Source organism: Pseudomonas frederiksbergensis (assembly GCF_035751725.1).
Lineage (GTDB): Bacteria > Pseudomonadota > Gammaproteobacteria > Pseudomonadales > Pseudomonadaceae > Aquipseudomonas > Aquipseudomonas frederiksbergensis_A.
Genome location: NZ_CP142104.1, coordinates 1,455,761 through 1,480,303 on the forward strand (window position 1 = coordinate 1,455,761; position 24,543 = coordinate 1,480,303).

Sequence of the window (24,543 nt, forward strand, 5' to 3'; positions counted from 1 at the left end):
CCTGGCGGAGCGACCGATGGGCTTGTCTGGACAAGTCATGTCCAATCCGCGAACCGCTGTCGCTACCGGTTGTCGCCACGGCTCAAGAACGCGAGTTGCGGGCCGATGCCGTGTACATATCCTCCACATTCAGTCGCGAGAGTGGACCCTGGACATGGAGGTCCTTTATTCGAAGAGATCGACTCCATGTTTCTACAAAAATCCCTGAGAGCGCAGATTCTGGCCCTGCTGAGCGGCAGTCTGCTGGCAATGCTGCTGATCGCGCTGGCGTCCTTTCACTTCCTGTCCGATGGCATTCATAACTATCGCAACCTGATCGATGGTCCGTTGCGCGCCTCGCAACTGATCGATGAGGCCAATCTGCAATTCAAGGTCCAGGTCCAGGAATGGAAGAACGTCCTGCTGCGTGGCAAGCAGCCGGCGGACATGGATAAATACTGGAAGCAGTTCGAGGAACGCCAGCGCGACGTTCAGAATCTGCTGGGTGAGTTGACCAGGCATGAAGGTGTTCCGGCGTCGATCAGGACACGCATCGAACGTCTGCGCGGTGAGCACGCGCAACTGGGCGCAGCCTATCAAAAGGGCCGTGATGCGTTTGTCGCCTCTGGCGCAGACGCCGCGGCGGGGGATGCGGCGGTCAAGGGTGTGGACCGTGCCGCCAGTGAGCAGATGAGCGAATTGGTGATAGAGCTGCATAAACTGGGCGATGAACAATCGGCGTTGATCAGTACCGGAGCTAATCGCACGATCCTGCTGGGCACGGTGATCATGCTGGTGTCGGGGTTGCTGGTCGGCTTGCTGAGTCTGTGGTTGGTCAACCGCAACCTGGTGCAGCCAATCCGTAACTTGATCGAATACGTGACTCAACTGAGCCGTGGCCGTTTTGCCGAGCGCGTAACGAGCACCCGTCAAGACGAATTGGGCGACCTGGCCCTGGCGGCAAATACGCTGCGTGATTTCCTCGCTGAAACCTTTACCCGCCTGCAACGCAGCGCCACGGAGCTGGACAGCGCAAGCGGCGAACTCAACGCCATTGCGAGTCTGATGAGCCAGGGCACCAGCGAACAATTCGAACGCACTGACCAGGTGGCGACCGCGATGAATGAAATGTCCGCCACCGCCCAGGAGGTCGCCCGCCATGCCGCCGACGCGGCGCGGGCCGCCGATGATGCCGATCACTCGGCGCAGCTGGGCGAGAAAGTCATGCAAGGCACCATCCACACCATCACCCAGATGCGCGGCGAAATCGCCAACACCGCCACGGTGATTCGTCGCCTGGAGACCGACAGCGGGCGCATCGGCAAAGTGCTGGAAGTGATTCGCGGGATCGCCGAACAGACCAACCTGCTGGCGCTCAACGCCGCCATTGAAGCGGCCCGGGCCGGTGAGGCCGGGCGGGGTTTTGCGGTGGTGGCCGATGAAGTGCGCAGCCTGGCCCAGCGTACGGCGTCGTCGATCATCGAGATCAACCAGATCATCCAGACTGTTCAAACCGGTGCGGTGGACGCGGCCCAGGCCATTGAAAGCGGGCAGTCGCGCAGCGAAGAAAGCGTCGAGCAGGTGACCCAGGCCGGCGAGATGCTTGAGCGCATCACCCAGGCTGTCGAGGCGATTCGCGACATGAACCGCCAGATTGCCACGGCGGCTGAAGAACAGACTTCGGTGGCCGAGGATATCTCGCGCAACCTGACGGAGATTACCTGCATCGCCAGCACCAACCTGGACAATGTGCAGCGTACCGAGGCGGCCAGTCGCGATTTGCACGGGTTGTCGGGGCAGTTGAATGAAGTGACGGCGCGGTTGAGTGCCTGATCAGCTGTTGGAATGAACACCCGTGGCGAGGGAGCAAGCTCCCTCGCCACGAAATAGCGGATTGGATTCAATAATCGCGCCGCTTGCGAAACGCCCAGCGGCCGGCGAACAGGGTGAACGTGGCGACCAGTGCGACGAGAATCCAGAAGCCGTGGGGGTCGCCCTCCAGCGGCACGCCGCCAACGTTCATGCCGAAGAAACCGGCGATGATGTTGATGGGCAGCGCGAGTACCGTGACCACCGTCAAGGTGAATAATGATCGATTGGTTTGCTCGTTGAGGTTGGCGGCGATTTCTTCCTGCAACAGCTTGATCCGTTCGCCCAACGCGGTGAGGTCGTTGATGATCAGCGCGAATTCCTCGGTGGATTTGCGCAGTTCCTTGACGTCTTCTTTCTGCAACCATTGCGGTGGTCGATTGAGCAGGCGCAGCAGCGACCCGGGCTCCAGGGCCAGCAGGCGTTGCAGGCGCACCAGTACGCGGCGCTGGCTGCCCAGTTCGGCGCGATTGGTCGAGACCCGCGAAGACAGCAGCTGATCTTCGATCTGATCCACGCTGATGCTGGTCTTGCGCACGATCTGGGTCAGCACTTCGCCCTGGTCGCGCAGCAGATGCACAAGTAACTCCAGCGGTGAGCGAAAGCTTTCCCCGGCCTTGACCGATGAGCGCAGCTTGTCGACCGAGTGCAGAGGCTGCAACCGCGCGCTGACGATCAGCCGACTGCTCACGCAAACCCACAAGGTGGATACGTCCGAAGACACCAGGTTGCTGAGGTTGAATACAACATCGTTCACCACGGCGAGCAAAGCCGAGTCCACATGCTCGATGCGGGTCGAGCGCGAGCCTTCGTGCAGGGCTTCGAAGAATTCCTCGGGCAAGGCCAGGTGATTTTTCATCCAGCGTTCGCAAGCCGCATGGGCGAGGTTCAAGTGCAACCAGAGGAATTCATCGGCCTCCTGGGGTTGTTCCAGGCTTTGCAGGGCCTGGGCCGAACCGATTTCCCTGCCGCGCTCACCGGGGCGAAAGCGAAACCCGTAGAGCAGGCCAAACAGGTCCGGGTCGCGATGGCTTTGGTCGAGGCTGTGGTTCATGGAGGCTCGCTGGCGGGAGCGCCTGTCGCGGCGATGACAGGTTCACTTGAGCGGCATCATTGCAGGGATTCTTGAAGGTTTTGTGACGGTTGGGTTGGGCGTGGATGGTCGGATTTTCTTTCGGGTGGTTTCGTAAGAGCCAATAAAAACCGTGCAACTTAGAAAGTTGCACGGTTTTTTAGCCAACAACTATTAGTCTGGACGGTTATTAGTCTCGACGGTCGCTCAGAACCTTGCCATTGCTTGCATCTAAAACTACGTCCCACTCATCGCGGCCGAGTTCCAGTTCGACTTTGTATTCGTAAGCACCGTTGAGACGCTTCTCCAAGTCAGTGTCGGTAATGCGAGCTTCTTTGTGCAAGTCTTTGGCTATTTTTTCCAACTGATCAAGCGGCATGATCGTTTTGTTTGCCACCAGTGCAGGAATTTCCCCACCAGGAACATCGTCGTCCGCCTGGGCAAGGCCAGCGGTGAGGGTCAAAGCGGCAGCGGTGAACAGGGCAGTCAAAGTTTTCATAGGTCTTTCCTTGGTGTCGTTAAAGGGTGAGTCGTTTAAGTGGGTTCAGATTATCTCTGGCAACTTAATTCACCCTTAATTCGGAAAACATGCAGAGAATGCCCTGATCAGGTCCTGATGCTTCAGTAACCGTGCTTCTCCAATAGTTGCGCCACACTGCCTGTTACGGGACGCTTGAAGTACTTGAGCAACTCACTGGCCCGATTGGTGAAAATACCATCCACGCCGGCATCCAACACTTTTGTGAAATCCACCGGCTCATCCACAGTGTAGACATGTATCAGCAAACCCTGATCATGGGTGTACTGGTTCATCCACGGTTTCACCAGGTCCGAATAACTCTGGCTGCCGCCGTGGGTCAACGCCGCCGAAGGACCGGTGCCGATGGCTCCGTGGGCCTTGGCGTACCGGACCCATTGCTCGAACTCGGCCTTGTCCTTGGGCTCCTGCTTGGCGTAGTACGCAGCCTTGTCGGTTTCGCCGGACTCGGCGAACGTCACTTTGGACCTGGGCTCGATGTTGCCTTCGCCCACCCATAGCAGCAGGATTTTCGGCACCTTCGGCATCTCTTTGTGCAGCAGTTCCAGGCTGCTCTTCTCGAAGGTCTGCAAGACCACCTTGCCTTTGCCCTGGCCTACACCGAGGGCGCGCTTGGCCAGCTTGGAGCCGGATGGGCTCAGCCAGCCACGGTCCTGCAGCTTGTCCTTCAGGTCACGCTCGATGCCTGGAAACAGCTTTGGCTCCTTGGTCTCGATGTACAGCCCTGGTTTTTGCTTGGGGTTGCCCTCGGCGATGTCGATGACTTCATCCAGCGTCAGGATCTTCTGGCCCGCGAATGACGGCCGAGCACGCTCTGGATAGGCGGCATTGAACCAGCTGCCGGCATCGAGGGTTTTGAGTTCCGCCATGGTGAATTCATTGGCGGTGCGGTCCTTGCGTTCGGGAAACTTGGTCGCGACATCGGTGGTGCGCAGCAGGCTGTCGTCATGGAGGACGAACAGCACCCCATCTTTACTGCGCTGCAGGTCCAGTTCCAAGTAGTCGGCACCCAGGTCGCGGGCCAGCTTGTAGGCGGGGGCGGTGGATTCCGGTGCGTCGAACGAGGCGCCGCGATGGGCGATGACCGCTGGATGGGGAATACCCAGTTGGGTTGCCAGCGCCTTGGGGCTTGGCGTTTCGAGGGCATGTGCTTGTCCGACGCCAAGCAGCAGGCTCAGCATCAGGGCGCTACGGGAAACGGTGATGGGCATGCTCGAGATCCTTTCGTGGGTTTCTGTGAAACCTCCCTTTTAACAATTGAACGCTGCGGATGCTATCGCCATACCGACATTGATCTACGTAAAGCAGATTTATCCCACGCACTTTCGAGCCACTTTGAAGTACCCTTGGCTCCAGTTTCCCCGGCAGAGGGAGACCTTGAACCTGCGTTCGCTTGCCCTGCGTGTAAACCATCGATCAGACGTCCCTAGGGACGCATTCATGAGGTTTACCATGCGCATCACTTCAACACTCATTTGCCAGGCCGCCGACCAGCTCAAGGGTTTTGTCGGCCTGAACCGCAAGACCGGCCAATACATCGTGCGATTCAGCGAAGACGCCTTCGGCATGGACGTGGCCGACGACGGCATCATCCCCACCAGTGAATTTGTCTGGATCCCCGTGGCAGACGGCACCATGGCCCTCAAGCGTGAGCGAATCCAGCTATTGCTGGAGCAGAATATCGACGATCGGATCAACCTTACCGAACCCCTACGGGTTTACATGGCCCGCAGCGATCTGCCGGAGATCGTGGCGGTGCGACAGTTGGTGGAGGGCTGAGCCCTCGATCTTGAACCGGACATGGAACTTGCGGGAGCGAGCCTGGCATCAAGTTTGGCGTTGGAAGGCATAGTCCCGTTCGACCTTGCACACCCCTCGTCTGGCACTGGGCATACCAGGTCGATCGGCCTCGCTCACGTATCGCGGCATGTTCGGGATGCTGTTTCCAAGCCAGGATCGCCGCCTCGTCGCGCCAATAGGACACGGTAATGCCCAGGCCGTCGTCGCCACGGGCCGATTCGATACCAAGAAATCCGGGCTGCTCCCGGGCCAGGGCCAGCATGCGCTCGGCGGCCTCGGCGTAGCCTTGGTCTCCCTCGGTACGCAAGGAAGTGAAAATCACTGCGTAATAGTGAGCGCTCATGACATTCGCCTCGCGCAGGCTTGGACAAACGCGCTGACCAGTGGCGGCACGCGGCCTTCCAGTGCGGCCCGTTCAGGCTGGAACAGCGTTGCGACAAAGAACGGATGGTCGCGCAGTTCCACTGCGCGCAGGTCCCCGGCCGAATCCCGGGCCACGGCGTGCAAGTGTTCGCCCAGCAAGTCTTGTTCAAACTGTGGATTGACCCCGAAGCGGCAGTGATAGCCCTCGAACGCGGTTTCTCGGCCATAAGCCTTGGCAACCAAGGAATCCGCATCGAACTGAAGACTGTCGATGGTTTCGACCAAGGCACAGCTCAGCGGTGTCAGCAGCGCCCGTTCCGCCTCTGGAGACGTTTCGCCATGCACGGCGTCGGCCCAACCCATCACGTTTCGAGCATATTCCAGCACGGCATGCTGGAAGCCACCGCAGGTGCCCAGGAACGGACGACGCTGTTCACGGGCAAAACGAATGGCGTGCAAGGCGCCGTCTTCGTTCTGATAGGGGCTGCCGGGTACACACCAGACACCGTCGAAATCCTCCAGCACGGCGGTGTCGGTGATGAGCGACGTTGCCAGCCAGTGACCGCGAATGGCATGGCCGGTTTGCTTGCCAGATAGCTCAAGTGCGAGGGGGATCGCCCGGTGCGCGGTGATGGTTGGGTTACGATCGCCGATCAGGGCGATGTTCAAGGCATGCTGTTTTTCCATGGGAGGCTCGCCGCTTGTTGATTCCTGGTGGCCACTATAGATTGGCGTTCACGCAATCAATATGGGCGTTTATCCAGGTGATCAATGCAGCTGCGCACTATCGACTGGACTATCCCGATCTGTCGCTGATCTTGGCGCTGGTCCGTGGCGGCTCGCTGGCCCGGGCCGCTCGGCTGCTACAAGTGGATGTGTCTACGGTGTTTCGTTCGGTACGTCGGCTGGAGGCGGCCCTGGGCCTGCCCCTGTTCGAAAAAAGCCGCTCCGGGTATTTACCCACGAGCCTGGCCCAGGCGTTGGCCGAACAAGCCGAACGCGCCGAGCAGGCACTGGAGGCGGCGCGGGTGGGGGTGGAGCAGGGTGGCGAGGTGATCAGCGGGACGGTGCGCCTGACGTGCAGCGACTCAGTCCTGCAAGCATTGTTGCTGCCGGCGCTGGCGCGTTTCATGCCTGCTTATCCGGCATTGACCCTTGAGCTGAGCACCTCGAACGACTTCGCCAACCTGAGCCGTCGCGATGCCGACATCGCTTTGCGGCTGACTCGTACACCGCCGGAACACCTGGTCGGTCGCAACCTGGGCAACGTGGCCTACCGGGTCTGTGCTGGCGCCACGTACCTGCGCTCGGCGAATGCCGATGACCTGGCTGCCCTGTGCTGGATCGCGCCGGACGATTTCCTTCCGGATCATCCCACCGTAGCCTGGCGCCGCCAGCATTTGCCCGGCGTAATGCCCGCCTATCGCTGCAACAGCATGCTCTCGGTCACCGAGCTGGTGCGGGCCGGTCTTGGGGTTGCGGCGCTGCCGGACTTTCTGATCGACGAAACCAAGGGCCTGGTGCCCCTTGGCGAACCGCTGGAGGGATACGACACTGCATTGTGGCTCCTGACCCGACCGGATTGCCGAGCCTTGCGCTCGGTGGTGACCTTGTTCGATGAGCTTGGGCGCAATCTGCGCTGGGGTTGAGACTCAGGCTTGATAACGACTCAGGAACATGTCGAGGGCCGATTCGATCACTTGGGTCTGCTCTTCCTCGGTCAGGCTCGGTTGCCCCATCGAAACCTGCGGCCAGAACGCAAATGTCTTGAGCAGCCCATGCATTTGTTGGGCGGCAAATGCCGGCTCCACGGGTTTCAAGCGGCCATCGGCCTGGGCCTGGCGAATCCAGGCCGTCAGGCCTTCTTCACGCTGGCCCATGCGCGACACCATGTCCTGGGCTCGCTCAGGGGAATGAATGGTTGCGGCGATGGCGATGCGCGCCAGGTCGAGGAAGTTCTCGTCCGCCAGCATATGCAGTTTTGCTTGCAGCAACGCTTGCAGCTGTTCCCGTAGCGGCTTTTGCGGGCTGTAGGGCATGTCCTGTTCAGCGGTGATGCTGTTCCATAACCGATTCAGGATTTCGGCAAACAGTTCTTCTTTGCTCGGGAAGTGGTTGTACACCGTACGCTTCGACACGCCTGCCGTTGCTGCAATCTTGTCCATGCTGGTGATTTCAAAACCGCTGCTACGAAATTCAGCAATCGCGGCCTGGAGAATGGCTTCGCGTTTTCGCTCGGTAAGGCGTTGCGGTACGGTCATGGGCACTCGTCGGTAGAAAGATAAAACTTACACTCGGCAGTTTACTTGCTCTTGCGATTCATGCAATCTGGAAACTACACCGAGTGGTGTAGTTCTGAGTGAAGCGGCTGAGCGTGCATGCGAAGGCCATCCAGCGTCCACAACGGCGAAGCACATAAGTGCCGACGCCCTTGGAGTTATCGCACCATGACCCATCCTTCTTTTTCGACCGCCAATCCGTCTGCCCCTGAGCCCTCGCGGCAAGACCACGGCAAATATCGCAATCACGCCTTCACACCGCGTGAAGGCTTTGGCACAACCCTGCGCATCATCTGGAATATGATCTTCCACAAGCCGCGTTCCACCCGCCCTGCAGGTGCTATCGACGTTCAGCCGCTGACGCGCGCCGCACTGCTGGCCGCGCCGAACCACAGCATCTTCCGCCTCGGCCATTCCACCGTGCTGCTCAAGCTGCGGGACAAATTCTGGCTCACCGACCCGGTGTTTTCCGAGCGCGCCTCACCCGTGCAATGGGCCGGCCCGAAGCGTTTCCATCAGCCACCCATCAGCCTGAAGGAATTGCCGCCGATCGAAGCGGTGATTCTTTCCCACGATCATTACGACCACCTCGACCATCAGGCCATTCTCAAGCTGGCGGACAAGACCCGCCACTTCCTGACGCCCCTGGGCGTGGGCGACACCCTGGTCAAGTGGGGCGTCGACGCCAGCAAGGTGCGCCAACTTGATTGGTGGCAAGGCACCGAGGTGGACGGTATCGAATTCGTCGCCACGCCCTCCCAGCATTTTTCCGGGCGAGGCCTGTTCGACAGCAACAGCACCTTGTGGGCCTCATGGGTCATGATCGACGGCGCCACGCGAATTTTCTTCAGCGGCGACACTGGTTACTTCGAAGGTTTCAAACGCATCGGCGAGCAATACGGCCCCTTCGACCTGACGCTGATGGAGACCGGCGCCTATAACTTCGATTGGCCCCATGTCCACATGCAACCGGAGCAGACCCTGCAGGCTCATATCGATCTGAAGGGGCGTTGGCTGCTACCAATCCACAACGGCACGTTCGACCTGGCGATGCATGCCTGGTATGAGCCCTTCGATCGCATCCTGGCCCTGGCCTGGGAGCGCAACGTTTGCATCACCACACCGCAAATGGGCGAAGCATTCACCCTGACGCAGCCGCAACGTGGCCGCGCCTGGTGGGTGGACGTGGAACCCTCGGCCTATCAGGACCAGGCCGGCATCGCCTAGGCTTTGTACGACAAGTGCCTGCGCGGTGGGTGTTATTCGATCATTGCGTAATCGGAGCGCCCCATCGGGTCTGGCGTCGCGCCCTTGATGTTCATGCCGCGCCCCGGTGCGAAGCCCGGGAAGAACACCAAGCCCTCGGCCTCCAGGCGGAACGCCAGGGCCAGGCGGGTTACATCGAGCAGCTCGCCACCGGCCTCGAAGCGACGGATGGCCTGGACCGAGACGCCGGATTGTCGAGACAGCTCCTCGACGCTCCAGCCCAGCATGGCTCGCGCCTGTGCACTGTGGGCGGGGGTGAATTGATAGACAGCGATGCGTTCCAAGGTAGTTTTGATTGCGAGAGAGGCCATGGGGATGCTCCAAAGCTGTGGGATTAAAAAGTACTGTGTTTTTGTACAGTTGTTTTGAATCCCGATCAATCTCATTTTTTTGATCAATGACCGGCGGTCTTCTCCAGCCAGACACTTGGGGCATGGCCCAATACCCGACGGAACATGGTGGAGAACGCAGCGGGACTGTCATAGCCCAGATCCAGGGCTATGCGTGTCACCGAATCCCCATCGGCCAGGCGGGCCAACGCCGACATCACGCAAGCCTGTTGTCGCCACTGGCTGAAACTCAGCGCGGTCTGCCGGCCGAACAGGCGATTGAATGAACGCAGGCTGATATGCAATAGCCCCGCCCATTCCACGGGCGAGGCGTGGGCGTCGGGGTGTTCCAGGAACGCCTGGCACAGGCTGAGCAGGCGAGGATCCTTGGGCAGCGGAAGGTGCAGTGGCAAGTGGGCGCTGCGCAGCAGCTCGTGCAACAGCAGATCGATCAACGCACCATCACGTCCTGCCTCATCGTAGTCCGGCGCAAGCTCCACGGCTTCCATCAGCAACTGGCGCATCAGGGGCGACACGTTGATGACCTGGCACCGCGTGTCCATGGCCGGTACCGCGGCCGGTTCGATGTACAGGCTGCGGGTGCTCACGCCCAGCATCAGCACTTCATGATCGACCCCCGCCGGAATCCACACCGCCCGTTGCGGCGGCACCACCCAATTGCCATCCGCCGTGCTCACCTGCATGACCCCGGTGGCACCGTAGAGCAACTGCGCGCGGCGATGGCGATGCAACGGCAATACTTGCCCGTGAGCGTAATCGGTGCCGATGGCAACGACGGCCCTGGGTGTCGCATCCAATAAATCGATCGAACTGTTGCGCATTGGCAGGGCATCCAGGAATGGCGTAAACGCAAACATTATTGGCCTGTTTGCTACAGCAGGCCAAGCTTATCGTCCCTATCGTGAACGTCTTTCCACTCCACGGATTCGCCTTGATGTTTTATGTACTGCTCGCCTGTTTCGGCTGCCTGAGTGGCATCACCGCCGTGCTGTTCGGCTTCGGCGGCGGATTCGTCGTGGTGCCCTTGCTGTACCGCATGTTGACCGCCAGCCACGGTGCCGGCGAGCCCATCGGCCAATCGGCGATGCACATTGCCGTGGCCACTTCGACCTGCGTCATGATCGTCAGCGCGCTGATCGCCACCGTGAAGCATCACCGCGCCGGCAACCTCATTCGCCATTATGTGTGGCCGTTGGGCGGTTTCATCGGCCTGGGGGCACTCGTCGGCGCCGTTGCCGCGATGTGGGCGAGCAGCGAAGTGATTCGCTACGCGTTCATCGTTTATCTGGGCGTGACCATTCTGGACTGCTTGTTCAGACGCGGTTTTCTGACACAGTCTGACGCTGTGATCCCACGGCGACTGAGCAGGGCAGAGGTCTCGGCAGGCGGGATCAGCATCGGTGCCATCGCCACTTTCCTGGGCGTGGGTGGCAGTGTCATGACGGTGCCGTTATTACGCCGTTGCGGGCTGAACATGTCGCGCGCCACGTCCATGGCTAACCCGCTGAGTTTGCCGGTTGCGGTGACCGGGACGCTGACTTACATGGCCCTGGCCGGGTTTATCGAATTTGATTTGGGGCCGTGGTTTGTCGGTTACGTCGACTTGATGGCTTTCGCTGTGCTCACACTCGGCGCGTTAGTGGGGATTCGTCTGGCAACGCCGTGGATCGGGCGGATACCCGATCGGTTGCATGCGTGGGTGTATGTGGGGTTATTGCTGGTGGTAATGGGCGGAATGTCGCTGGGATAGGGTCGCTATTTACCTACCAACCCCGGTGCCTCCCGAATAATAAAGTGATCCAGGTTCTCGATATTGGCACTGAACACCCCGAACGTTTCTTCGGGGTTCTTCTTGCTCGGCACCTGCTTCAACTCCGGCGTGACGCCATAAAAGAAGCAATACAACGGCGCATCGCTGTCGATGGCGTGCTTGATCTCTGCCAGGAACGCCTTGCGCTTGCGGTAGTTGTCGATCAGCTTCTTGCTCAGGTAAACGTTGACCGAGTAAGGCTTCTTCTTCGCCTCGTCCGGTTGCTTGAACCAGACCTTGGGTTCGAAGTCGATGCGAAAGCTCAACTTGTAATCCTTGATCTCCTTGATCTTGCCCCAGTAAATCAAGCCCTTGTTGTCCTGCAAGTACTCGATCTTCTTGAAGAACGATCCATAGGGCGCGGTTTGCTCGCCAATCTTCAACAGCTTGCGCTTGAGCAGGTCCTTGTCCGCGAAGTTCGAGACGAAACACTCCACCGGGTGGGCGAAGACGCTGGTCTTGTCAGGTGTCGGATCATGGGCGGAATGAGCGTTATCACGGTCGGGCGATGCGGAGGGTGGCGTGGGGCGATTCGCTTCAGAATCCTTTGGCAGGTCGGAAGGCTTGCGCACGTACTGACGCCGAGTCAGCAACAGCTCCGACGGAAAATGCTCCTCACGGTCGTCATCCGTTTCCGCCTCGCCACTCTGCGCACCCAACCCCGGCGTTTTCGGACTGACATAAGGACAGCCTTCGATATGCCGGGTAGTTGGCTGATTCTTGAAATGTGGCGTGCGGATGTAATTGACGTTCTTGGCGTTGAACGTCGTCAGCCGATTCTCCTCATCAAACGCCGCCCGACAGGCATCGTTGGGGCACTGAAACTGTTCCTTCGCGGAATCGAACGCCACCGTCTCGTCAAAATTCAAATCGCGCACGTCATAGATCGACAGCTTGTCGTCGAGGCTGAGGCAGTAGGCGAGGTCGAATTTCATCGGGGCTCAGGTCCATGAGGGGGAAATGTATTAATAGCGAAGGGCAGGGCCGGTTGCACTCAAAGTTTCAGCACACCACCAAAAACTGTGCGAGCCTGCTCGCGATGCCCAAAATTCCCCGGCCATCAAGCCTGCCGATAACCTGTGACCTGACACCAACCCGTGGCGAGGGAGCTTGCTCCCGCTGGGCTGCGGAGCAGCCCCATTCCACAATTCAGGTTCAGATGTAATCGGTATCTTAATGCCGATTTACGGGCTATATCTTCCAGTAGTCGGAATTATATTGCTGGTATAAGCCTTTTGAGCGAGACTAGTCGGCATCATAGTTCCGGTTTAGGTGAAAATGTCAGGGCATCTCACAATCCAATCTTACGTTGACGGGCAATGGCGCGACGCGGCGACGCTTGACGTGTCGAACGTTCAGCAGCTTGATGAATCGCGATGTAGTGTGTCTTACGACCCACATTACTTGGTCGACTTCATCCACAAGCTGGAAACGCTTTTCGAATTTGCTATCAGCGTAAATCTTCCGCTGAGCTGGAACCCTGTCGACAGCAAAGGCTATCCCCCATTTGTCTACGACATCATACCGGCCGGTGCCGCTCGTAAATCATTGCAGAGGCGATTCGGCGGAGAAAAGCCTGATGGTATGGACATGGGCTTTTTCCTCCTGAGTCGCTGCACGCCTTCGCCCATTGGGCACTTGCGGGTGAAGGAGTCTTTCGAGCATATCGACCAGACTCGTAAGGAGGCCTTTGCGCGTAAAGAAGTCGTAGACAGAACAAATGATTTCCTCGAATACGCCTATGAGTCGGGTGCACTAGGCGGTGCAACGGGCGCTCAGGGAGAAGCCCCGAAACTGATTATGGTTGAGGATGAAGAGGGAGCTCTTTATGCCGATGCGATGCTTCCTGACGAGCTTGCGCACCGTCATTGGCTGGTGAAGTTTGCTCGCAACCAGGCCACTGAGCGTGACAAGAACATCCTGCGGGCCGAGTATCACTACTACAAAGCGATCTCCCAGCTCGGTTTGAACACGATATCCACGGATGGACTTGTACTCGAGGAAGCCGCTAAGCCTAGCTTGTGGATGCCGCGCTTTGATAGGCGAGTCGCCAACGGCGTGGTGGAGAGGATTCCGGTGGAGTCCATCTATTCCGTATGTGGGAACACCGAGCCAGGCTCGAAGATGAACCATGAGGATGTGCTTAGTCGATTGATGCTCCTGTGGCGTACGAATGGACAGGAGGGAGAGCTTGAGGAGCTGGTATTCGAGTACCTGCGCCGTGACCTGCTCAACCGTATCCTCGGGAACTCGGATAACCATGGGCGCAACACGTCCATTTTCCGGTATCGGGACAAGTTCGAACTGGCACCAATCTACGACCTTGCACCGATGGTGCTCGATCCGGAAGGCGTTACTCGAGCCACCAAATGGAAGCCCGAGCGCATGGGAAGTCCGGACTGGAGAACGATCTGCGGATACTTTCACGACGTAATGAGCCCTGACGTGCTCTTCGAGCGCCTGCTCGAAGCTGCTGAGACATTCAGAGCTTTGCCGGACCTGCTGGTCGACGTTCCAGAGGAAGTGAAGCGCGCCCAGTCTATTCCGATGAACAACTTGGACAAGCGCCTGGGTGAATGGGGGCTGCGATGAAAGAGAATACTGGCGAGCGGCGCAGGGCGGTCATTGACGACATCGTCATGAAGCACGCGATGGGGACCGAAACCCTGGGAACCGCTATTCGCCGGCTACGGCTTGAGGTGACCGGCCTGGATCAGGACACCTTTGCAATCATGTGCAACATGTCAACCAAAGCCCTTTACCAGATCGAGAAGGACAAGGGTAACCCGACCCTCAGCACACTCGAATCCATCCTGAGGAAGTTCGGGTTGCGCTTGGGGTTGACCATGGCGGCCACCAGCCTTTACGCGCCCTCGTTCGGGCAGCAAGCACCCGCCTCAAACGGGCCCGCACGTGGCGTCAACCCGAAACGCCAGTCCGCAGCGCGGTTCAGTAGCGTGGCTACTGCGCGAGCCGCTGCAAAGGCCAAGAATGACGGCAAGGGGCGGCCGAATGAGTGAACCTGGGACCGGCCTGTAATTTCAAGCCAACGTGCCGAGCAAGCCCTGCACCCACCCGTGGCGAGGGAGCTTGCTCCCGCTGGGCTGAAGCGGCCCCAATTCCATATGACCAACAGAAAACCGCCGCCCGAACTCGGACGGCGGCTTCCGATTGAATCTCAAAACCCTCGCAAAATCCGAGAAGCTCTCCGCCACCAGGACTCATGCTGGCTAAACGGATCATCCACCGCTCGTCAAGGTGCTTGGTCATCAAACGCCCCAAATCGGAGGCGCTGAACCAGGAGGGTATGCAGATGGAGGTTGTGGCGGGTGAAAGCGGTCGGGATATAAGCATCAGGCAGATTGGTCTCCGAGGTATACGGAGAGCGGGGTGAAATTTTTGTGGGCATAACCACCTCTACGTTCGAAGGTTAGCGGCGCGAGCCCGACGTAGAGGATGCAAGAAAAATCCCAACAAGCTATTGCCCACACAGAATGACTAATGTCTTTAGACAGTACGCGGTTCTATGTTTGGCGATCAGCTACTACGTTGGGCGTTTCTTAGGCACCTGCGATTAAGATAGGTAACGAGGCGATATGGCGTCAATGCGGAAAGATTCTGAGTTTCTCGTAGGGCAGAGGTGGCGTGCCGGTCCTGAAGTTAAACGCGGTTTGGTTTCCGTTGAATACAAAAAACCCCGCTTTCACGGGGTTTTCAGTTACGCATGCAACATAGGGTTATTCTTTCGAATCAATCCCAGCTAAGCGCACCGCCAGTCTGATACTCAATCACGCGAGTCTCAAAGAAGTTCTTCTCTTTCTTCAAGTCCATGATCTCGCTCATCCAAGGGAACGGGTTGGTCGTCCCTGGGTACTCTTCCTTCAAGCCAATCTGCGACAGGCGACGGTTAGCGATGAACTTGAGGTAATCCTCCATCATCGCCGCGTTCATGCCCAACACGCCGCGAGGCATGGTGTCGCGGGCGTATTCGATTTCCAGTTGGGTCCCTTGCAGGATCATCTGGGTCGCTTCTTCCTTCATCTCGGCGTCCCACAGGTGTGGGTTTTCGATTTTGATCTGGTTGATCACGTCGATGCCGAAGTTCAGGTGCATGGATTCGTCGCGCAGGATGTACTGGAACTGCTCGGCGACGCCGGTCATTTTGTTGCGGCGGCCCATGGAGAGGATCTGGGTGAAGCCGCAGTAGAAGAAGATGCCTTCCAGGACGCAGTAGTAAGCGATCAGGTTGCGCAGCAGCTCTTTGTCGGTGTCCGGGGTGCCGGTTTCGAACTTCGGATCGGAGATCGAACGGGTGTATTTCAGGCCCCAGGCGGCTTTTTTCGCGACCGATGGGATCTCGTGGTACATGTTGAAGATCTCGCCTTCATCCATGGCCAGCGATTCGATGCAGTACTGGTAGGCGTGGGTGTGGATCGCCTCTTCGAACGCCTGGCGCAGGATGTACTGGCGGCATTCCGGGTTGGTGATCAGGCGGTACACGGCCAGGACCAGGTTGTTGGCAACCAGGGAGTCGGCGGTGGAGAAGAAGCCCAGGTTGCGCATCACGATGCGGCGTTCGTCGTCGGTCAGGCCTTCCGGGTTTTTCCAGAGGGCGATGTCGGCGGTCATGTTGACTTCTTGCGGCATCCAGTGGTTTGCGCAGCCGTCCAGGTACTTCTGCCAGGCCCAGTCGTATTTGAATGGCACGAGCTGGTTGAGGTCAGCGCGGCAGTTGATCATGCGCTTTTCATCGACGGCGACACGGGCGGAGGCGCCTTCGAGTTCGGCGAGGCCTTCGGCGACGTCGAGTTTGTCGAGGGCGGCCTTGGCGCGAATGATCGCGGCCGAGTCGCTGGCCGTCACGGCCCGGGCTTCGAGGGCGGCGGCACCGCCAGCGCTGTCGAGGCGGTCCATGTTGGCTTCAGAAGCATGGCCGGCGTTGGCGCCTTTTACAGCTACTTCGCCGTCTTCTTTGTCGAATTCGTCCCAGCTCAGCATGACGTGTCGTCTCCTGCGTGAGGGCCAGATGCCCGATGAAGGCCTACTGGCCGCGGTGGATCTTGGAAAAATCGTTTGTTGCAGCAGCTGACGCAGGCAATAAACAGAAAAATGTACGGGTCATTCCGGAGCGGCGGTGAACGCGAGGAGGCGATTGGCCCCTGCGTCGGCTCCAGGCTGGCGTGATCCCCTGTAAGGGAATATTGCAGGCCCGTTTAAGGCGGCATTATAAGGATATTTTTGCCTACGTGGTGCGGCGAAATAGCTCACAGAAGGGGCGGCGGGCGGGATATTCGCGTGGGAGCGAGGGTTTACAAGGCTTTGACCGCTTGAGATTTTTTTTGCATGAAGCGGATCGCGGATTTTTTTGATCAAAAAACCAGCGTTTTTTGCGGTTTCGCACTACATGTTGTGTTTGTGGAGGGTTTTCAGCGGTTCCAGACACAACCTGGCCCGACCGAAATCGGGCCATGGAAGTTGCCAGTAATGATCAGTCGGTACGCGCCGAATCGGCATGATCGCGGTCATCGGTGGCGACGGTCGTCGTGTGTGTGCGGTCGTGATCGTCGGTGGTGATCGTGGTGGTACCCGCTAAGTCGTAGCGCTTGATTGCGGCAGCGGAACCGGTGCGATCAAAACCGTCGGCGGCGAAGGCATTGGCAGCCAATGCAGACAAGGCCAGGGTGAGGATCAGTTTGCTTTTCATGAAGGTTGCTCCTGGTTTCGATTGGATTGATCAGCCGTTGGAGCAACCGGTGCCCATGACGCTGTAGCGCAGGATGTGGCGCTGACCCTTGGAGTCGTCATATTCCATCTTCGCCGGGACCACCTCGCAGACATTCGGGATGTCGCTCATGTAGATGACTTTGGCGATGTCCAGGTGGGTGGAATAGGTGTACTCCTCAATGACCGGTTTTTGCTGTGCGACATCGGTCGGGGTCTCCTCCGCCATCGCGGTGGCGCAAAGGCTGCCGAGGACCAGAACCCATAAAGCTTTCATCTGTATTTCACCTTTTCTGAGGTCGAGTGGGGTCACGCAACCTTTTTGGGGTTGCGTGTGGAGCAAGTATTGGAAGTTGGATCAACGGCCTTCGTGGGGGCTGTGTTGCGTCAATCGTGTTTGCCGGTTGGCGAGGTGGATTCTAGGAGCCAGGGGCGAGGCTAAACAGACTCGGTTTTGATAAACACTGTTGGTTGATCTGGTAATAATCGTGATAGGAAGCGGTGGCTGCCTGTTACATCGGGTTGGATCTACCGCCACCTTCGCGAGCAAGCCCGCTCCCACACAAAAATGCCAGCAGGCAGGGGTTTGCACGTTAGTACCGACATTTTGTAGGGACTTGTTACTACCATCGTCGAATGGTTCTATAGGCCCGCCCCGAGCTACAACGGAACCATACAAAAACAACTATTGTCACCGAGGTAAGAAAGATGAGTGCGGCTTCTGTGTATCCCGTTCGTCCCGAGGTAGCGGCCAATACGCTGACTGACGAGGCGACCTACAAGGCCATGTACCAGCAGTCGGTCGTCAACCCCGATGGCTTCTGGCGCGAGCAGGCCAAGCGCCTCGATTGGATCAAGCCTTTCACCACGGTGAAGCAGACGTCCTTCGACGATCACCATGTCGACATCAAGTGGTTCGCCGATGGCACCTTGAACGTTTCCTACAACTGCCTCGACCGTCACCTGGCCGAGCGCGGCGATCAAATTGCGATTATCTGGGAAGGCGATGACCCGTCCGAGAGCCGCAACATCACCTATCGCGAGCTGCACGAAGAAGTCTGCAAGTTCGCCAACGCCCTGCGCGGCCAGGACGTGCACCGCGGCGACGTGGTGACCATCTACATGCCGATGATCCCTGAAGCCGTGGTCGCCATGCTGGCCTGCGCCCGCATCGGTGCGATTCACTCGGTGGTGTTCGGCGGTTTCTCCCCCGAAGCGCTGGCCGGCCGGATCATCGACTGCAAATCCAAAGTGGTGATCACCGCCGACGAAGGCATTCGCGCCGGCAAGAAGATCCCGCTCAAGGCCAACGTCGATGATGCGCTGACCAATCCGGAAACCAGCAGCATCCAGAAGGTCATCGTGTGCAAGCGCACGGCGGGCAACATCAAGTGGAACCCGCACCGTGACATCTGGTACGAAGACCTGATGAAGGTGGCCGGTACCGTCTGCGCACCGAAGGAAATGGGCGCCGAAGAAGCGCTGTTCATCCTCTACACCTCCGGTTCCACCGGCAAGCCCAAGGGCGTGCAGCACACCACGGCCGGCTACTTGTTGTACGCGGCACTGACCCATGAGCGCGTGTTCGACTACAAGCCGGGCGAGGTCTACTGGTGCACCGCCGACGTGGGTTGGGTGACTGGCCACAGCTACATCGTCTACGGCCCGCTGGCCAACGGCGCGACCACGCTGCTGTTCGAAGGCGTGCCGAACTATCCGGACATCACCCGGGTGGCCAAGGTCATCGACAAGCACAAGGTCAGCATCCTCTACACCGCGCCGACCGCGATCCGCGCGATGATGGCCTCGGGCACCGCCGCGGTCGAAGGCGCCGATGGCAGCAGCCTGCGCCTGTTGGGTTCGGTGGGCGAGCCGATCAACCCGGAAGCCTGGGACTGGTACTACAAGAACGTCGGCAAGGAGCGTTGCCCGATCGTCGACACCTGGTGGCAGACCGAAACCGGTGGCGTGTTGATCAGCCCGTTGCCAGGCGCCACGGCGCTGAAGCCGGGTTCGGCCACGCGTCCGTTCTTCGGCGTGGTACCGGCGTTGGTGGACAACCTCGGCAACCTGATCGAAGGTGCCGCCGAAGGCAACCTGGTGATCCTTGATTCGTGGCCAGGCCAGGCGCGTACGCTGTACGGCGACCATGACCGTTTTGTCGACACCTACTTCAAGACCTTCAGTGGCATGTACTTCACCGGTGACGGTGCCCGTCGCGACGAGGATGGCTACTACTGGATCACCGGTCGGGTGGATGACGTGCTCAACGTCTCCGGCCACCGCATGGGCACCGCTGAAATCGAAAGCGCCATGGTCGCCCACCCGAAAGTCGCCGAAGCGGCGGTGGTGGGTGTGCCGCACGACATCAAGGGGCAGGGCATTTATGTTTACGTCACCCTCAATGCCGGCGAAGAGACCAGCGAGGCCCTGCGCCTGGAACTGAAGAACTGGGTGCGCAAGGAGATCGGTCCGATTGCTTCGCCGGATGTGATCCAGTGGGCACCGGGGCTGCCGAAGACCCGTTCCGGCAAGATCATGCGCCGCATCCTGCGCAAGATCGCCACGGCGGAGTACGACGGCTTGGGTGATATCTCCACCCTGGCCGACCCGGGTGTGGTGGCGCACCTGATCGAGACGCACAAAACCATGAACGTCGCCTGACGGCCGCGTGTAACACCGAAAAGCCCCGCCCGGCGTATGCCGGGCGGGGCTTTTTTACGGGCGCGCTGGGAGGGCTTGAAATGTGGTGCCTTTGTGGTGAGGGAGTAAGCTCCCTCGCCATGGGCTTGGTGGATGAATAAATATCGGCGTTTAAAGTGGGAGATGTCTGAGCGTTACCGGTGTTTGTGAAATGTGTAACCAAAGGCGCCATAACGGGGCGATGTGAAACGCGAAGCCCCGTCATAGGGCGGTTTCAGGTGCCTCTGAAAATAAGCCGACACGCTGTGCTTGCCGGATTAGAAGGGTTTGCGAATAATGGGCCCGCTATTTGCAGCATGGATCGGTTTCCCTTCTTTTGCTCCTGCATGAATTTGCGGGGCTGTCAATGTGCTCGAACAGCTTTCTCAGTGCTTCTGTAATTTGTTGTCGCATTGAAGAAATATCGACTTCGGGCCTGTCGTTAGAATGCCGATCACTCGCTCGTCGTGGTTCGCGTTGGATAAATCGTGAGCTTCCCAGGACGCAGCACCAAAGTTCGTTTCACCCATTCGCATATTGGGCTGTTGCTCACTCTGCCGTTTTTGCCCTTTACCGATGGAGTCCCAAGATGAAGAAACTTGTGCTGCTTGGCGCCCTGGCACTGTCCGTGCTGTCCCTGCCGACCTTCGCTGATGAAAAACCCCTGAAGATTGGTATCGAAGCGGCTTACCCTCCGTTCGCCTCGAAAGCCCCGGATGGCAGCATCGTCGGTTTCGACTACGACATCGGCAATGCGCTGTGCGAAGAGATGAAGGTCAAGTGCGTGTGGGTCGAGCAAGAGTTCGACGGCCTGATCCCGGCGCTCAAGGTCCGCAAGATCGACGCGATCCTGTCGTCCATGTCGATCACCGAAGATCGCAAGAAATCCGTTGATTTCACCAATAAGTACTACAACACCCCAGCTCGTCTGGTGATGAAGGCCGGTACTCAGGTCGGTGACAACCTGGCTGAGCTCAAGGGCAAGAACATCGGCGTGCAGCGCGGTTCGATCCACGAGCGTTTCGCCCGTGAAGTCCTGGCCCCGCTGGGTGCCGAGATCAAACCGTACGGTTCGCAGAACGAGATCTACCTGGATGTGTCCGCCGGCCGCCTCGACGGCACCTTGGCAGACGCTACGCTGTTGGATGACGGCTTCCTCAAGACCGATGCCGGCAAGGGCTTCGCGTTCGTCGGCCCGGCCTTTACGGACGTCAAGTACTTCGGCGACGGCGTCGGCATCGCGGTGCGCAAGGGCGATGCGTTGAAGGACAAGATCAACGGCGCGATCGCGGCCATTCGCGAGAACGGCAAGTACAAGCAAATCCAGGACAAATACTTCGCCTTTGATATCTACGGCAAGTAACCACGTCCCGCCACTCGGGCGAAATGGCGCAAGCAACAGGAACTCTGCGGTTTGCGCCATTTTTTCATCCCACTTTCGAGGACCTGAATCATGTTGAAAGGCTACGGGGCTGTCATCCTCGATGGCGCATGGTTGACGCTTCAGCTCGCCTTGTCGTCCATGGCCCTGGCCATCGCCCTGGGGTTGATCGGCGTCGCCTTGCGCCTCTCGCCGGTGCGTTGGCTGGCGTGGCTGGGCGATCTGTATGCCACGGTCATCCGTGGCATTCCCGACCTGGTGCTGATCCTGTTGATTTTCTATGGCGGCCAGGACCTGCTCAACCGTGTGGCGCCGATGCTCGGCTATGACGACTATATCGACCTGAACCCGCTGGCGGCCGGCATCGGCACCCTGGGCTTCATCTTCGGTGCGTACCTGTCGGAAACCTTCCGCGGTGCCTTCATGGCGATCCCCAAGGGCCAGGCCGAGGCGGGCATGGCGTACGGCATGAGCGGCTTCCAGGTGTTCTTCCGGGTGCTGGTGCCGCAAATGATTCGCCTGGCGATCCCGGGCTTCACCAACAACTGGCTGGTGTTGACCAAGGCCACCGCACTGATTTCCGTGGTGGGCCTGCAAGACATGATGTTCAAGGCCAAGCAGGCGGCGGATGCCACTCGCGAGCCTTTCACCTTCTTCCTCGCAGTGGCGGCGATGTACCTGGTGATCACCAGTGTCTCGTTGCTGGCGTTGCGTCACCTTGAGAAGCGCTACTCGGTAGGCGTAAGGGCGGCTGATCTATGATCTTCGACTACAACGTCATCTATGAAGCCTTGCCGCTGTACTTCAGTGGCTTGCTGACCACCCTGAAGCTGTTGGCCCTCTCGCTGTTCTTCGGCCTCCTGGCGGCGCTGCCCCTGGGGCTTATGCGGGTGTCGAAGCAGCCGATCGTCAACATGACGGCCTGGCTCTATACCTACGTGATCCGCGGCACGCCGATGCTGGTGCAGCTGTTCCTGATCTACTACGGGTTGGCGCAGTTCGCCGTCGTGCGCGAAAGCTTCCTCTGGCCGTGGCTGTCCAGCGCGACGTTCTGTGCGTGCCTGGCGTTCGCCATCAACACCAGCGCCTACACCGCCGAAATCATCGCCGGCAGCCTGCGGGCCACGCCCAATGGCGAGATCGAGGCGGCCAAGGCCATGGGCATGTCGCGCTACAAGCTGTATCGCCGGATCCTGCTGCCATCGGCCCTGCGCCGCGCGCTGCCGCAATACAGCAACGAAGTGATCATGATGCTGCAGACCACCAGTCTTGCCTCCATCGTGACCTTGATCGACATCACCGGTGCCGCGCGCACGGTGAACGCGCAGTACTACTTGCCGTTCGAGGCCTACATCACGGCCGGCGTTTTCTACCTGTGCCTGACCTTCATCCTGGTGCGCCTGTTCAAGCTGGCCGAGCGCCGTTGGCTGGGTTACCTGGCTCCGCGCAAGCACTGATAACGCATCGATCCGATCGACTGCACAACGACTGACGTTTTGTGAGAACCGACCGCATGTACAAGCTTGAAGTCCAAGACCTGCATAAACGCTATGGCAGTCACGAAGTGCTCAAGGGCGTGTCCCTGAAAGCCGCCGCTGGCGATGTGATCAGCATCATCGGCTCCAGTGGCTCCGGCAAGAGTACCTTCCTGCGTTGCATCAACCTGCTTGAGCAACCTCATGCCGGCAAGATCCTGCTCAACAACGAAGAGCTGAAGCTGGTGGCGGGCAAGGATGGCGCGATGAAGGCCGTGGACCCCAAGCAGCTGCAGCGCATGCGTTCGCGGTTGTCGATGGTGTTCCAGCATTTCAACCTGTGGTCGCACATGACCGCGCTGGAAAACATCATGGAAGCGCCTGTTCATGTACTGGGCGTGGCCAAGGCTGAAGCGCGGGAGAAGGCCGAGCATTACCTGAACAAGGTTGGCGTGGCCCATCGCAAGGACGCCTACCCGGGCCACATGTCCGGCGGGGAGCAGCAGCGCGTGGCGATCGCCCGTGCGCTGGCGATGGAGCCTGAAGTGATGCTGTTCGACGAGCCGACCTCGGCGCTGGACCCGGAATTGGTCGGCGACGTGCTCAAGGTCATGCAGGCCCTGGCCCTGGAAGGTCGGACCATGGTGGTGGTGACTCACGAAATGGGCTTTGCCCGTGAAGTGTCGAACCAGTTGGTGTTCCTGCACAAAGGCATCGTCGAAGAAAGTGGCAACCCGCGCGAAGTGCTGGTCAATCCACAATCGGAGCGCTTGCAGCAATTCCTGTCGGGCAGCCTCAAGTAATCGCTCCCGTTACGCACCTGACTTGGGTCATGCTGCGCGCCATGCGCCAGATGGTCTAATTTGGTTGCAGCCGCTTTTGGCTTTAACACTGTTTTCGCTTCGGATTGCCCGCCATGACTGCCCATCGAATAGGTTTCCTGATTTGGCCCAGCACTAAAGCCTTGACGCTGGCGCTGGCCGAGGAGGCCTTGCGTGTCGCTCAGCGAGTGCATCCGGATGTGGTCTACGAACTGTCGTTCCTGCAAGCGGAGCCGCCAGTCGATGGGGCTTGGCAACTGCCGGGCGAACCTTGGGCTGGCAAGCTTGAGGGCCTACAGAAGCTGTTCCTGATTGCCGATGAACCGCCAACCACGCTGGCCTCGCCATTGAGCAGCGCGCTCAAGCAGTTGGTGCGCGCCGGTTGTGTCATCGGTGGTTTGTCCGCCGGCGTCTATCCCCTGGCACAGTTGGGCTTGCTCGACGGTTATCGGGCTGCCGTGCACTGGCGCTGGCAGGATGATTTTTCCGAGCGTTTCCCCAAGGTCATCGCCACCAGTCATTTGTTTGATTGGGATCGTGATCGCTTGAGTGCCTGCGGCGGCATGTCGGTGCTGGACCTGTTGCTGGCGGTGCTGGCGCGCGATCACGGCGCGGAATTGGCCGGCGCGGTTTCGGAAGAACTGGTGGTCGAGCGCATTCGCGAAGGGGGCGAGCGCCAGCGCATCCCGCTGCAGAACCGTCTCGGCTCCAGCCATCCGAAGCTCACCCAGGCTGTTCTATTGATGGAAGCCAACATCGAGGAGCCGCTGACCACCGACGAAATCGCCCAGCATGTTTGCGTCTCCCGTCGGCAACTGGAGCGGATCTTCAAGCAATACCTCAATCGTGTGCCAAGCCAGTATTACCTGGAGCTGCGCCTGAACAAGGCCCGCCAGATGCTGATGCAGACCAGCAAATCCATCATCCAGATCGGCCTGTCCTGCGGTTTTTCTTCAGGTCCTCATTTTTCCAGCGCATACCGCAACTTCTTCGGCGCCACGCCGCGGGAAGACCGCAACCAGCGGCGCAGCAGCAGCCCGTTCGAATTGTCCTCGGTGCCGTCCGAACGCGGGTAGGGCAGGCACAACTTCTGTATGAGTAGGGCATATAGCCCTGTGGCGAGGGGATTTATCCCCG

At 59.1% G+C, this 24,543-nt stretch carries 24 protein-coding genes and 1 pseudogene; 13 read left to right on the forward strand and 12 right to left on the reverse strand.

Annotation, left to right across the window (positions count from 1 at the left end):
- Positions 1–186 precede the first annotated feature (186 nt).
- Positions 187–1,812: a methyl-accepting chemotaxis protein gene (locus VQ575_RS06390; RefSeq protein ID WP_039591801.1), complete on the forward strand. Its 1,626-nt coding sequence runs from the start codon at positions 187–189 to the stop codon at positions 1,810–1,812.
- A 67-nt stretch (positions 1,813–1,879) separates the two neighbouring features.
- Here the strand turns inward: VQ575_RS06390 and VQ575_RS06395 are convergent, their stop codons facing one another.
- The 3 genes from VQ575_RS06395 to VQ575_RS06405 form a co-directional block, all read right to left on the reverse strand.
- Complete coding sequence (locus VQ575_RS06395) at positions 1,880–2,902, reverse strand: transporter (RefSeq protein WP_039591802.1); 1,023 nt, start codon at positions 2,900–2,902, stop codon at positions 1,880–1,882.
- A 208-nt stretch (positions 2,903–3,110) separates the two neighbouring features.
- Positions 3,111–3,419 carry a PepSY domain-containing protein gene (locus VQ575_RS06400; protein WP_039591803.1) on the reverse strand — a complete coding sequence of 103 codons (309 nt, stop codon included), beginning with the start codon at positions 3,417–3,419 and terminating at the stop codon, positions 3,111–3,113.
- Positions 3,420–3,541: 122 nt separating this feature from the next.
- The gene (locus VQ575_RS06405) at positions 3,542–4,669 is read right to left on the reverse strand and encodes a glycerophosphodiester phosphodiesterase (RefSeq protein WP_325919293.1); all 1,128 of its coding nucleotides are present in this window, start codon (positions 4,667–4,669) and stop codon (positions 3,542–3,544) included.
- A 241-nt stretch (positions 4,670–4,910) separates the two neighbouring features.
- Here VQ575_RS06405 and VQ575_RS06410 point away from each other — a divergent pair, with 241 nt between their 5' ends.
- Complete coding sequence (locus tag VQ575_RS06410) at positions 4,911–5,237, forward strand: DUF2025 family protein (protein WP_045156709.1); 327 nt, start codon at positions 4,911–4,913, stop codon at positions 5,235–5,237.
- 48 nt (positions 5,238–5,285) lie between these two features.
- Here the strand turns inward: VQ575_RS06410 and VQ575_RS06415 are convergent.
- Positions 5,286–5,601, reverse strand: a pseudogene (locus tag VQ575_RS06415) (antibiotic biosynthesis monooxygenase family protein).
- The gene (locus VQ575_RS06420) at positions 5,598–6,308 is read right to left on the reverse strand and encodes a CTP synthase C-terminal region-related (seleno)protein (protein WP_045156708.1); all 711 of its coding nucleotides are present in this window, start codon (positions 6,306–6,308) and stop codon (positions 5,598–5,600) included. The pseudogene VQ575_RS06415 and the gene VQ575_RS06420 overlap by 4 nt, the downstream one beginning before the upstream one ends.
- A gap of 14 nt (positions 6,309–6,322) precedes the next feature.
- Between VQ575_RS06420 and VQ575_RS06425 the strand changes: the two genes are divergently transcribed.
- Positions 6,323–7,270 carry a LysR family transcriptional regulator gene (locus VQ575_RS06425; protein ID WP_325919294.1) on the forward strand — a complete coding sequence of 316 codons (948 nt, stop codon included), beginning with the start codon at positions 6,323–6,325 and terminating at the stop codon, positions 7,268–7,270.
- Between the two features lie 3 nt (positions 7,271–7,273).
- Here VQ575_RS06425 and VQ575_RS06430 read toward each other — a convergent pair whose 3' ends face one another.
- Entirely contained in the window at positions 7,274–7,882 is a 609-nt protein-coding gene (locus VQ575_RS06430; protein ID WP_325919296.1) for a TetR/AcrR family transcriptional regulator, read from the reverse strand.
- Positions 7,883–8,068: 186 nt separating this feature from the next.
- Here VQ575_RS06430 and VQ575_RS06435 point away from each other — a divergent pair, with 186 nt between their 5' ends.
- The gene (locus VQ575_RS06435; protein ID WP_325919297.1) at positions 8,069–9,127 is read left to right on the forward strand and encodes an MBL fold metallo-hydrolase; all 1,059 of its coding nucleotides are present in this window, start codon (positions 8,069–8,071) and stop codon (positions 9,125–9,127) included.
- A 32-nt stretch (positions 9,128–9,159) separates the two neighbouring features.
- Here the strand turns inward: VQ575_RS06435 and VQ575_RS06440 are convergent, their stop codons facing one another.
- Both VQ575_RS06440 and VQ575_RS06445 read right to left on the reverse strand, forming a co-directional pair.
- Positions 9,160–9,477 (reverse strand): helix-turn-helix domain-containing protein, encoded by a 318-nt coding sequence (locus VQ575_RS06440; protein WP_003204826.1) that lies wholly within the window; start codon positions 9,475–9,477, stop codon positions 9,160–9,162.
- Between the two features lie 83 nt (positions 9,478–9,560).
- The gene (locus tag VQ575_RS06445; protein ID WP_045156705.1) at positions 9,561–10,337 is read right to left on the reverse strand and encodes an AraC family transcriptional regulator; all 777 of its coding nucleotides are present in this window, start codon (positions 10,335–10,337) and stop codon (positions 9,561–9,563) included.
- A 113-nt stretch (positions 10,338–10,450) separates the two neighbouring features.
- On the opposite strand from VQ575_RS06445, the gene VQ575_RS06450 reads away from it, so the two are divergent.
- The gene (locus VQ575_RS06450) at positions 10,451–11,266 is read left to right on the forward strand and encodes a sulfite exporter TauE/SafE family protein (RefSeq protein ID WP_325919298.1); all 816 of its coding nucleotides are present in this window, start codon (positions 10,451–10,453) and stop codon (positions 11,264–11,266) included.
- A gap of 5 nt (positions 11,267–11,271) precedes the next feature.
- Here VQ575_RS06450 and VQ575_RS06455 read toward each other — a convergent pair whose 3' ends face one another.
- A complete protein-coding gene (locus tag VQ575_RS06455; RefSeq protein ID WP_325919299.1) occupies positions 11,272–12,261 on the reverse strand; it encodes a hypothetical protein in 990 nt (329 codons plus the stop codon).
- A 343-nt stretch (positions 12,262–12,604) separates the two neighbouring features.
- On the opposite strand from VQ575_RS06455, the gene VQ575_RS06460 reads away from it, so the two are divergent.
- Both VQ575_RS06460 and VQ575_RS06465 read left to right on the forward strand, forming a co-directional pair.
- Complete coding sequence (locus VQ575_RS06460) at positions 12,605–13,918, forward strand: type II toxin-antitoxin system HipA family toxin (RefSeq protein WP_325919301.1); 1,314 nt, start codon at positions 12,605–12,607, stop codon at positions 13,916–13,918.
- Positions 13,915–14,346 carry a helix-turn-helix domain-containing protein gene (locus VQ575_RS06465; protein WP_325919303.1) on the forward strand — a complete coding sequence of 144 codons (432 nt, stop codon included), beginning with the start codon at positions 13,915–13,917 and terminating at the stop codon, positions 14,344–14,346. The genes VQ575_RS06460 and VQ575_RS06465 overlap by 4 nt, the downstream gene beginning before the upstream one ends.
- 730 nt (positions 14,347–15,076) lie before the next feature.
- Here the strand turns inward: VQ575_RS06465 and VQ575_RS06470 are convergent.
- The 3 genes from VQ575_RS06470 to VQ575_RS06480 form a co-directional block, all read right to left on the reverse strand.
- The gene (locus VQ575_RS06470) at positions 15,077–16,324 is read right to left on the reverse strand and encodes a ribonucleotide-diphosphate reductase subunit beta (protein ID WP_003204812.1); all 1,248 of its coding nucleotides are present in this window, start codon (positions 16,322–16,324) and stop codon (positions 15,077–15,079) included.
- A gap of 490 nt (positions 16,325–16,814) precedes the next feature.
- The gene (locus tag VQ575_RS06475) at positions 16,815–17,030 is read right to left on the reverse strand and encodes a hypothetical protein (protein ID WP_198727210.1); all 216 of its coding nucleotides are present in this window, start codon (positions 17,028–17,030) and stop codon (positions 16,815–16,817) included.
- Positions 17,031–17,060: 30 nt separating this feature from the next.
- Positions 17,061–17,324 carry a DUF2790 domain-containing protein gene (locus VQ575_RS06480; protein WP_198727209.1) on the reverse strand — a complete coding sequence of 88 codons (264 nt, stop codon included), beginning with the start codon at positions 17,322–17,324 and terminating at the stop codon, positions 17,061–17,063.
- 431 nt (positions 17,325–17,755) lie between these two features.
- Here VQ575_RS06480 and acs point away from each other — a divergent pair, with 431 nt between their 5' ends.
- From acs to VQ575_RS06510, 6 genes are all read left to right on the forward strand, one after another.
- Complete coding sequence (gene acs / locus VQ575_RS06485; protein WP_039591854.1) at positions 17,756–19,711, forward strand: acetate--CoA ligase; 1,956 nt, start codon at positions 17,756–17,758, stop codon at positions 19,709–19,711.
- A 607-nt stretch (positions 19,712–20,318) separates the two neighbouring features.
- Complete coding sequence (locus tag VQ575_RS06490) at positions 20,319–21,092, forward strand: ABC transporter substrate-binding protein (RefSeq protein WP_039591855.1); 774 nt, start codon at positions 20,319–20,321, stop codon at positions 21,090–21,092.
- 90 nt (positions 21,093–21,182) lie between these two features.
- Positions 21,183–21,872, forward strand: coding sequence for an ABC transporter permease (locus VQ575_RS06495; RefSeq protein WP_039591856.1), 690 nt, complete (start codon positions 21,183–21,185; stop codon positions 21,870–21,872).
- Positions 21,869–22,567 carry an ABC transporter permease gene (locus VQ575_RS06500; RefSeq protein WP_039591857.1) on the forward strand — a complete coding sequence of 233 codons (699 nt, stop codon included), beginning with the start codon at positions 21,869–21,871 and terminating at the stop codon, positions 22,565–22,567. Before VQ575_RS06495 ends, VQ575_RS06500 begins: the two co-directional genes overlap by 4 nt.
- Positions 22,568–22,623: 56 nt before the next feature.
- A complete protein-coding gene (locus VQ575_RS06505) occupies positions 22,624–23,388 on the forward strand; it encodes an ABC transporter ATP-binding protein (protein WP_039591858.1) in 765 nt (254 codons plus the stop codon).
- A gap of 113 nt (positions 23,389–23,501) precedes the next feature.
- Positions 23,502–24,482, forward strand: a complete 981-nt coding sequence (locus tag VQ575_RS06510; protein ID WP_039591859.1) for a GlxA family transcriptional regulator — start codon at positions 23,502–23,504, stop codon at positions 24,480–24,482.
- Positions 24,483–24,543: the final 61 nt, after the last annotated feature.

Excerpts from the sequence above, each read along its gene's own strand:
- VQ575_RS06455 (WP_325919299.1), bottom strand. The coding sequence starts at position 12,261 with ATGAAATTCGACCTCGCCTACTGCCTCAGCCTCGACGACAAGCTGTCG.
- VQ575_RS06495 (WP_039591856.1), top strand. The coding sequence starts at position 21,183 with ATGTTGAAAGGCTACGGGGCTGTCATCCTCGATGGCGCATGGTTGACG.
- VQ575_RS06510 (WP_039591859.1), top strand. The coding sequence starts at position 23,502 with ATGACTGCCCATCGAATAGGTTTCCTGATTTGGCCCAGCACTAAAGCC.
- VQ575_RS06405 (WP_325919293.1), bottom strand. The coding sequence starts at position 4,669 with ATGCCCATCACCGTTTCCCGTAGCGCCCTGATGCTGAGCCTGCTGCTT.
- VQ575_RS06435 (WP_325919297.1), top strand. The coding sequence starts at position 8,069 with ATGACCCATCCTTCTTTTTCGACCGCCAATCCGTCTGCCCCTGAGCCC.
- VQ575_RS06505 (WP_039591858.1), top strand. The coding sequence starts at position 22,624 with ATGTACAAGCTTGAAGTCCAAGACCTGCATAAACGCTATGGCAGTCAC.
- VQ575_RS06410 (WP_045156709.1), top strand. The coding sequence starts at position 4,911 with ATGCGCATCACTTCAACACTCATTTGCCAGGCCGCCGACCAGCTCAAG.
- VQ575_RS06500 (WP_039591857.1), top strand. The coding sequence starts at position 21,869 with ATGATCTTCGACTACAACGTCATCTATGAAGCCTTGCCGCTGTACTTC.
- VQ575_RS06420 (WP_045156708.1), bottom strand. The coding sequence starts at position 6,308 with ATGGAAAAACAGCATGCCTTGAACATCGCCCTGATCGGCGATCGTAAC.
- VQ575_RS06465 (WP_325919303.1), top strand. The coding sequence starts at position 13,915 with ATGAAAGAGAATACTGGCGAGCGGCGCAGGGCGGTCATTGACGACATC.
- VQ575_RS06460 (WP_325919301.1), top strand. The coding sequence starts at position 12,605 with ATGTCAGGGCATCTCACAATCCAATCTTACGTTGACGGGCAATGGCGC.
- VQ575_RS06480 (WP_198727209.1), bottom strand. The coding sequence starts at position 17,324 with ATGAAAGCTTTATGGGTTCTGGTCCTCGGCAGCCTTTGCGCCACCGCG.
- VQ575_RS06490 (WP_039591855.1), top strand. The coding sequence starts at position 20,319 with ATGAAGAAACTTGTGCTGCTTGGCGCCCTGGCACTGTCCGTGCTGTCC.
- VQ575_RS06445 (WP_045156705.1), bottom strand. The coding sequence starts at position 10,337 with ATGCGCAACAGTTCGATCGATTTATTGGATGCGACACCCAGGGCCGTC.
- VQ575_RS06475 (WP_198727210.1), bottom strand. The coding sequence starts at position 17,030 with ATGAAAAGCAAACTGATCCTCACCCTGGCCTTGTCTGCATTGGCTGCC.
- VQ575_RS06400 (WP_039591803.1), bottom strand. The coding sequence starts at position 3,419 with ATGAAAACTTTGACTGCCCTGTTCACCGCTGCCGCTTTGACCCTCACC.
- VQ575_RS06470 (WP_003204812.1), bottom strand. The coding sequence starts at position 16,324 with ATGCTGAGCTGGGACGAATTCGACAAAGAAGACGGCGAAGTAGCTGTA.
- VQ575_RS06450 (WP_325919298.1), top strand. The coding sequence starts at position 10,451 with ATGTTTTATGTACTGCTCGCCTGTTTCGGCTGCCTGAGTGGCATCACC.
- VQ575_RS06440 (WP_003204826.1), bottom strand. The coding sequence starts at position 9,477 with ATGGCCTCTCTCGCAATCAAAACTACCTTGGAACGCATCGCTGTCTAT.
- VQ575_RS06430 (WP_325919296.1), bottom strand. The coding sequence starts at position 7,882 with ATGACCGTACCGCAACGCCTTACCGAGCGAAAACGCGAAGCCATTCTC.
- VQ575_RS06395 (WP_039591802.1), bottom strand. The coding sequence starts at position 2,902 with ATGAACCACAGCCTCGACCAAAGCCATCGCGACCCGGACCTGTTTGGC.
- VQ575_RS06390 (WP_039591801.1), top strand. The coding sequence starts at position 187 with ATGTTTCTACAAAAATCCCTGAGAGCGCAGATTCTGGCCCTGCTGAGC.
- acs (WP_039591854.1), top strand. The coding sequence starts at position 17,756 with ATGAGTGCGGCTTCTGTGTATCCCGTTCGTCCCGAGGTAGCGGCCAAT.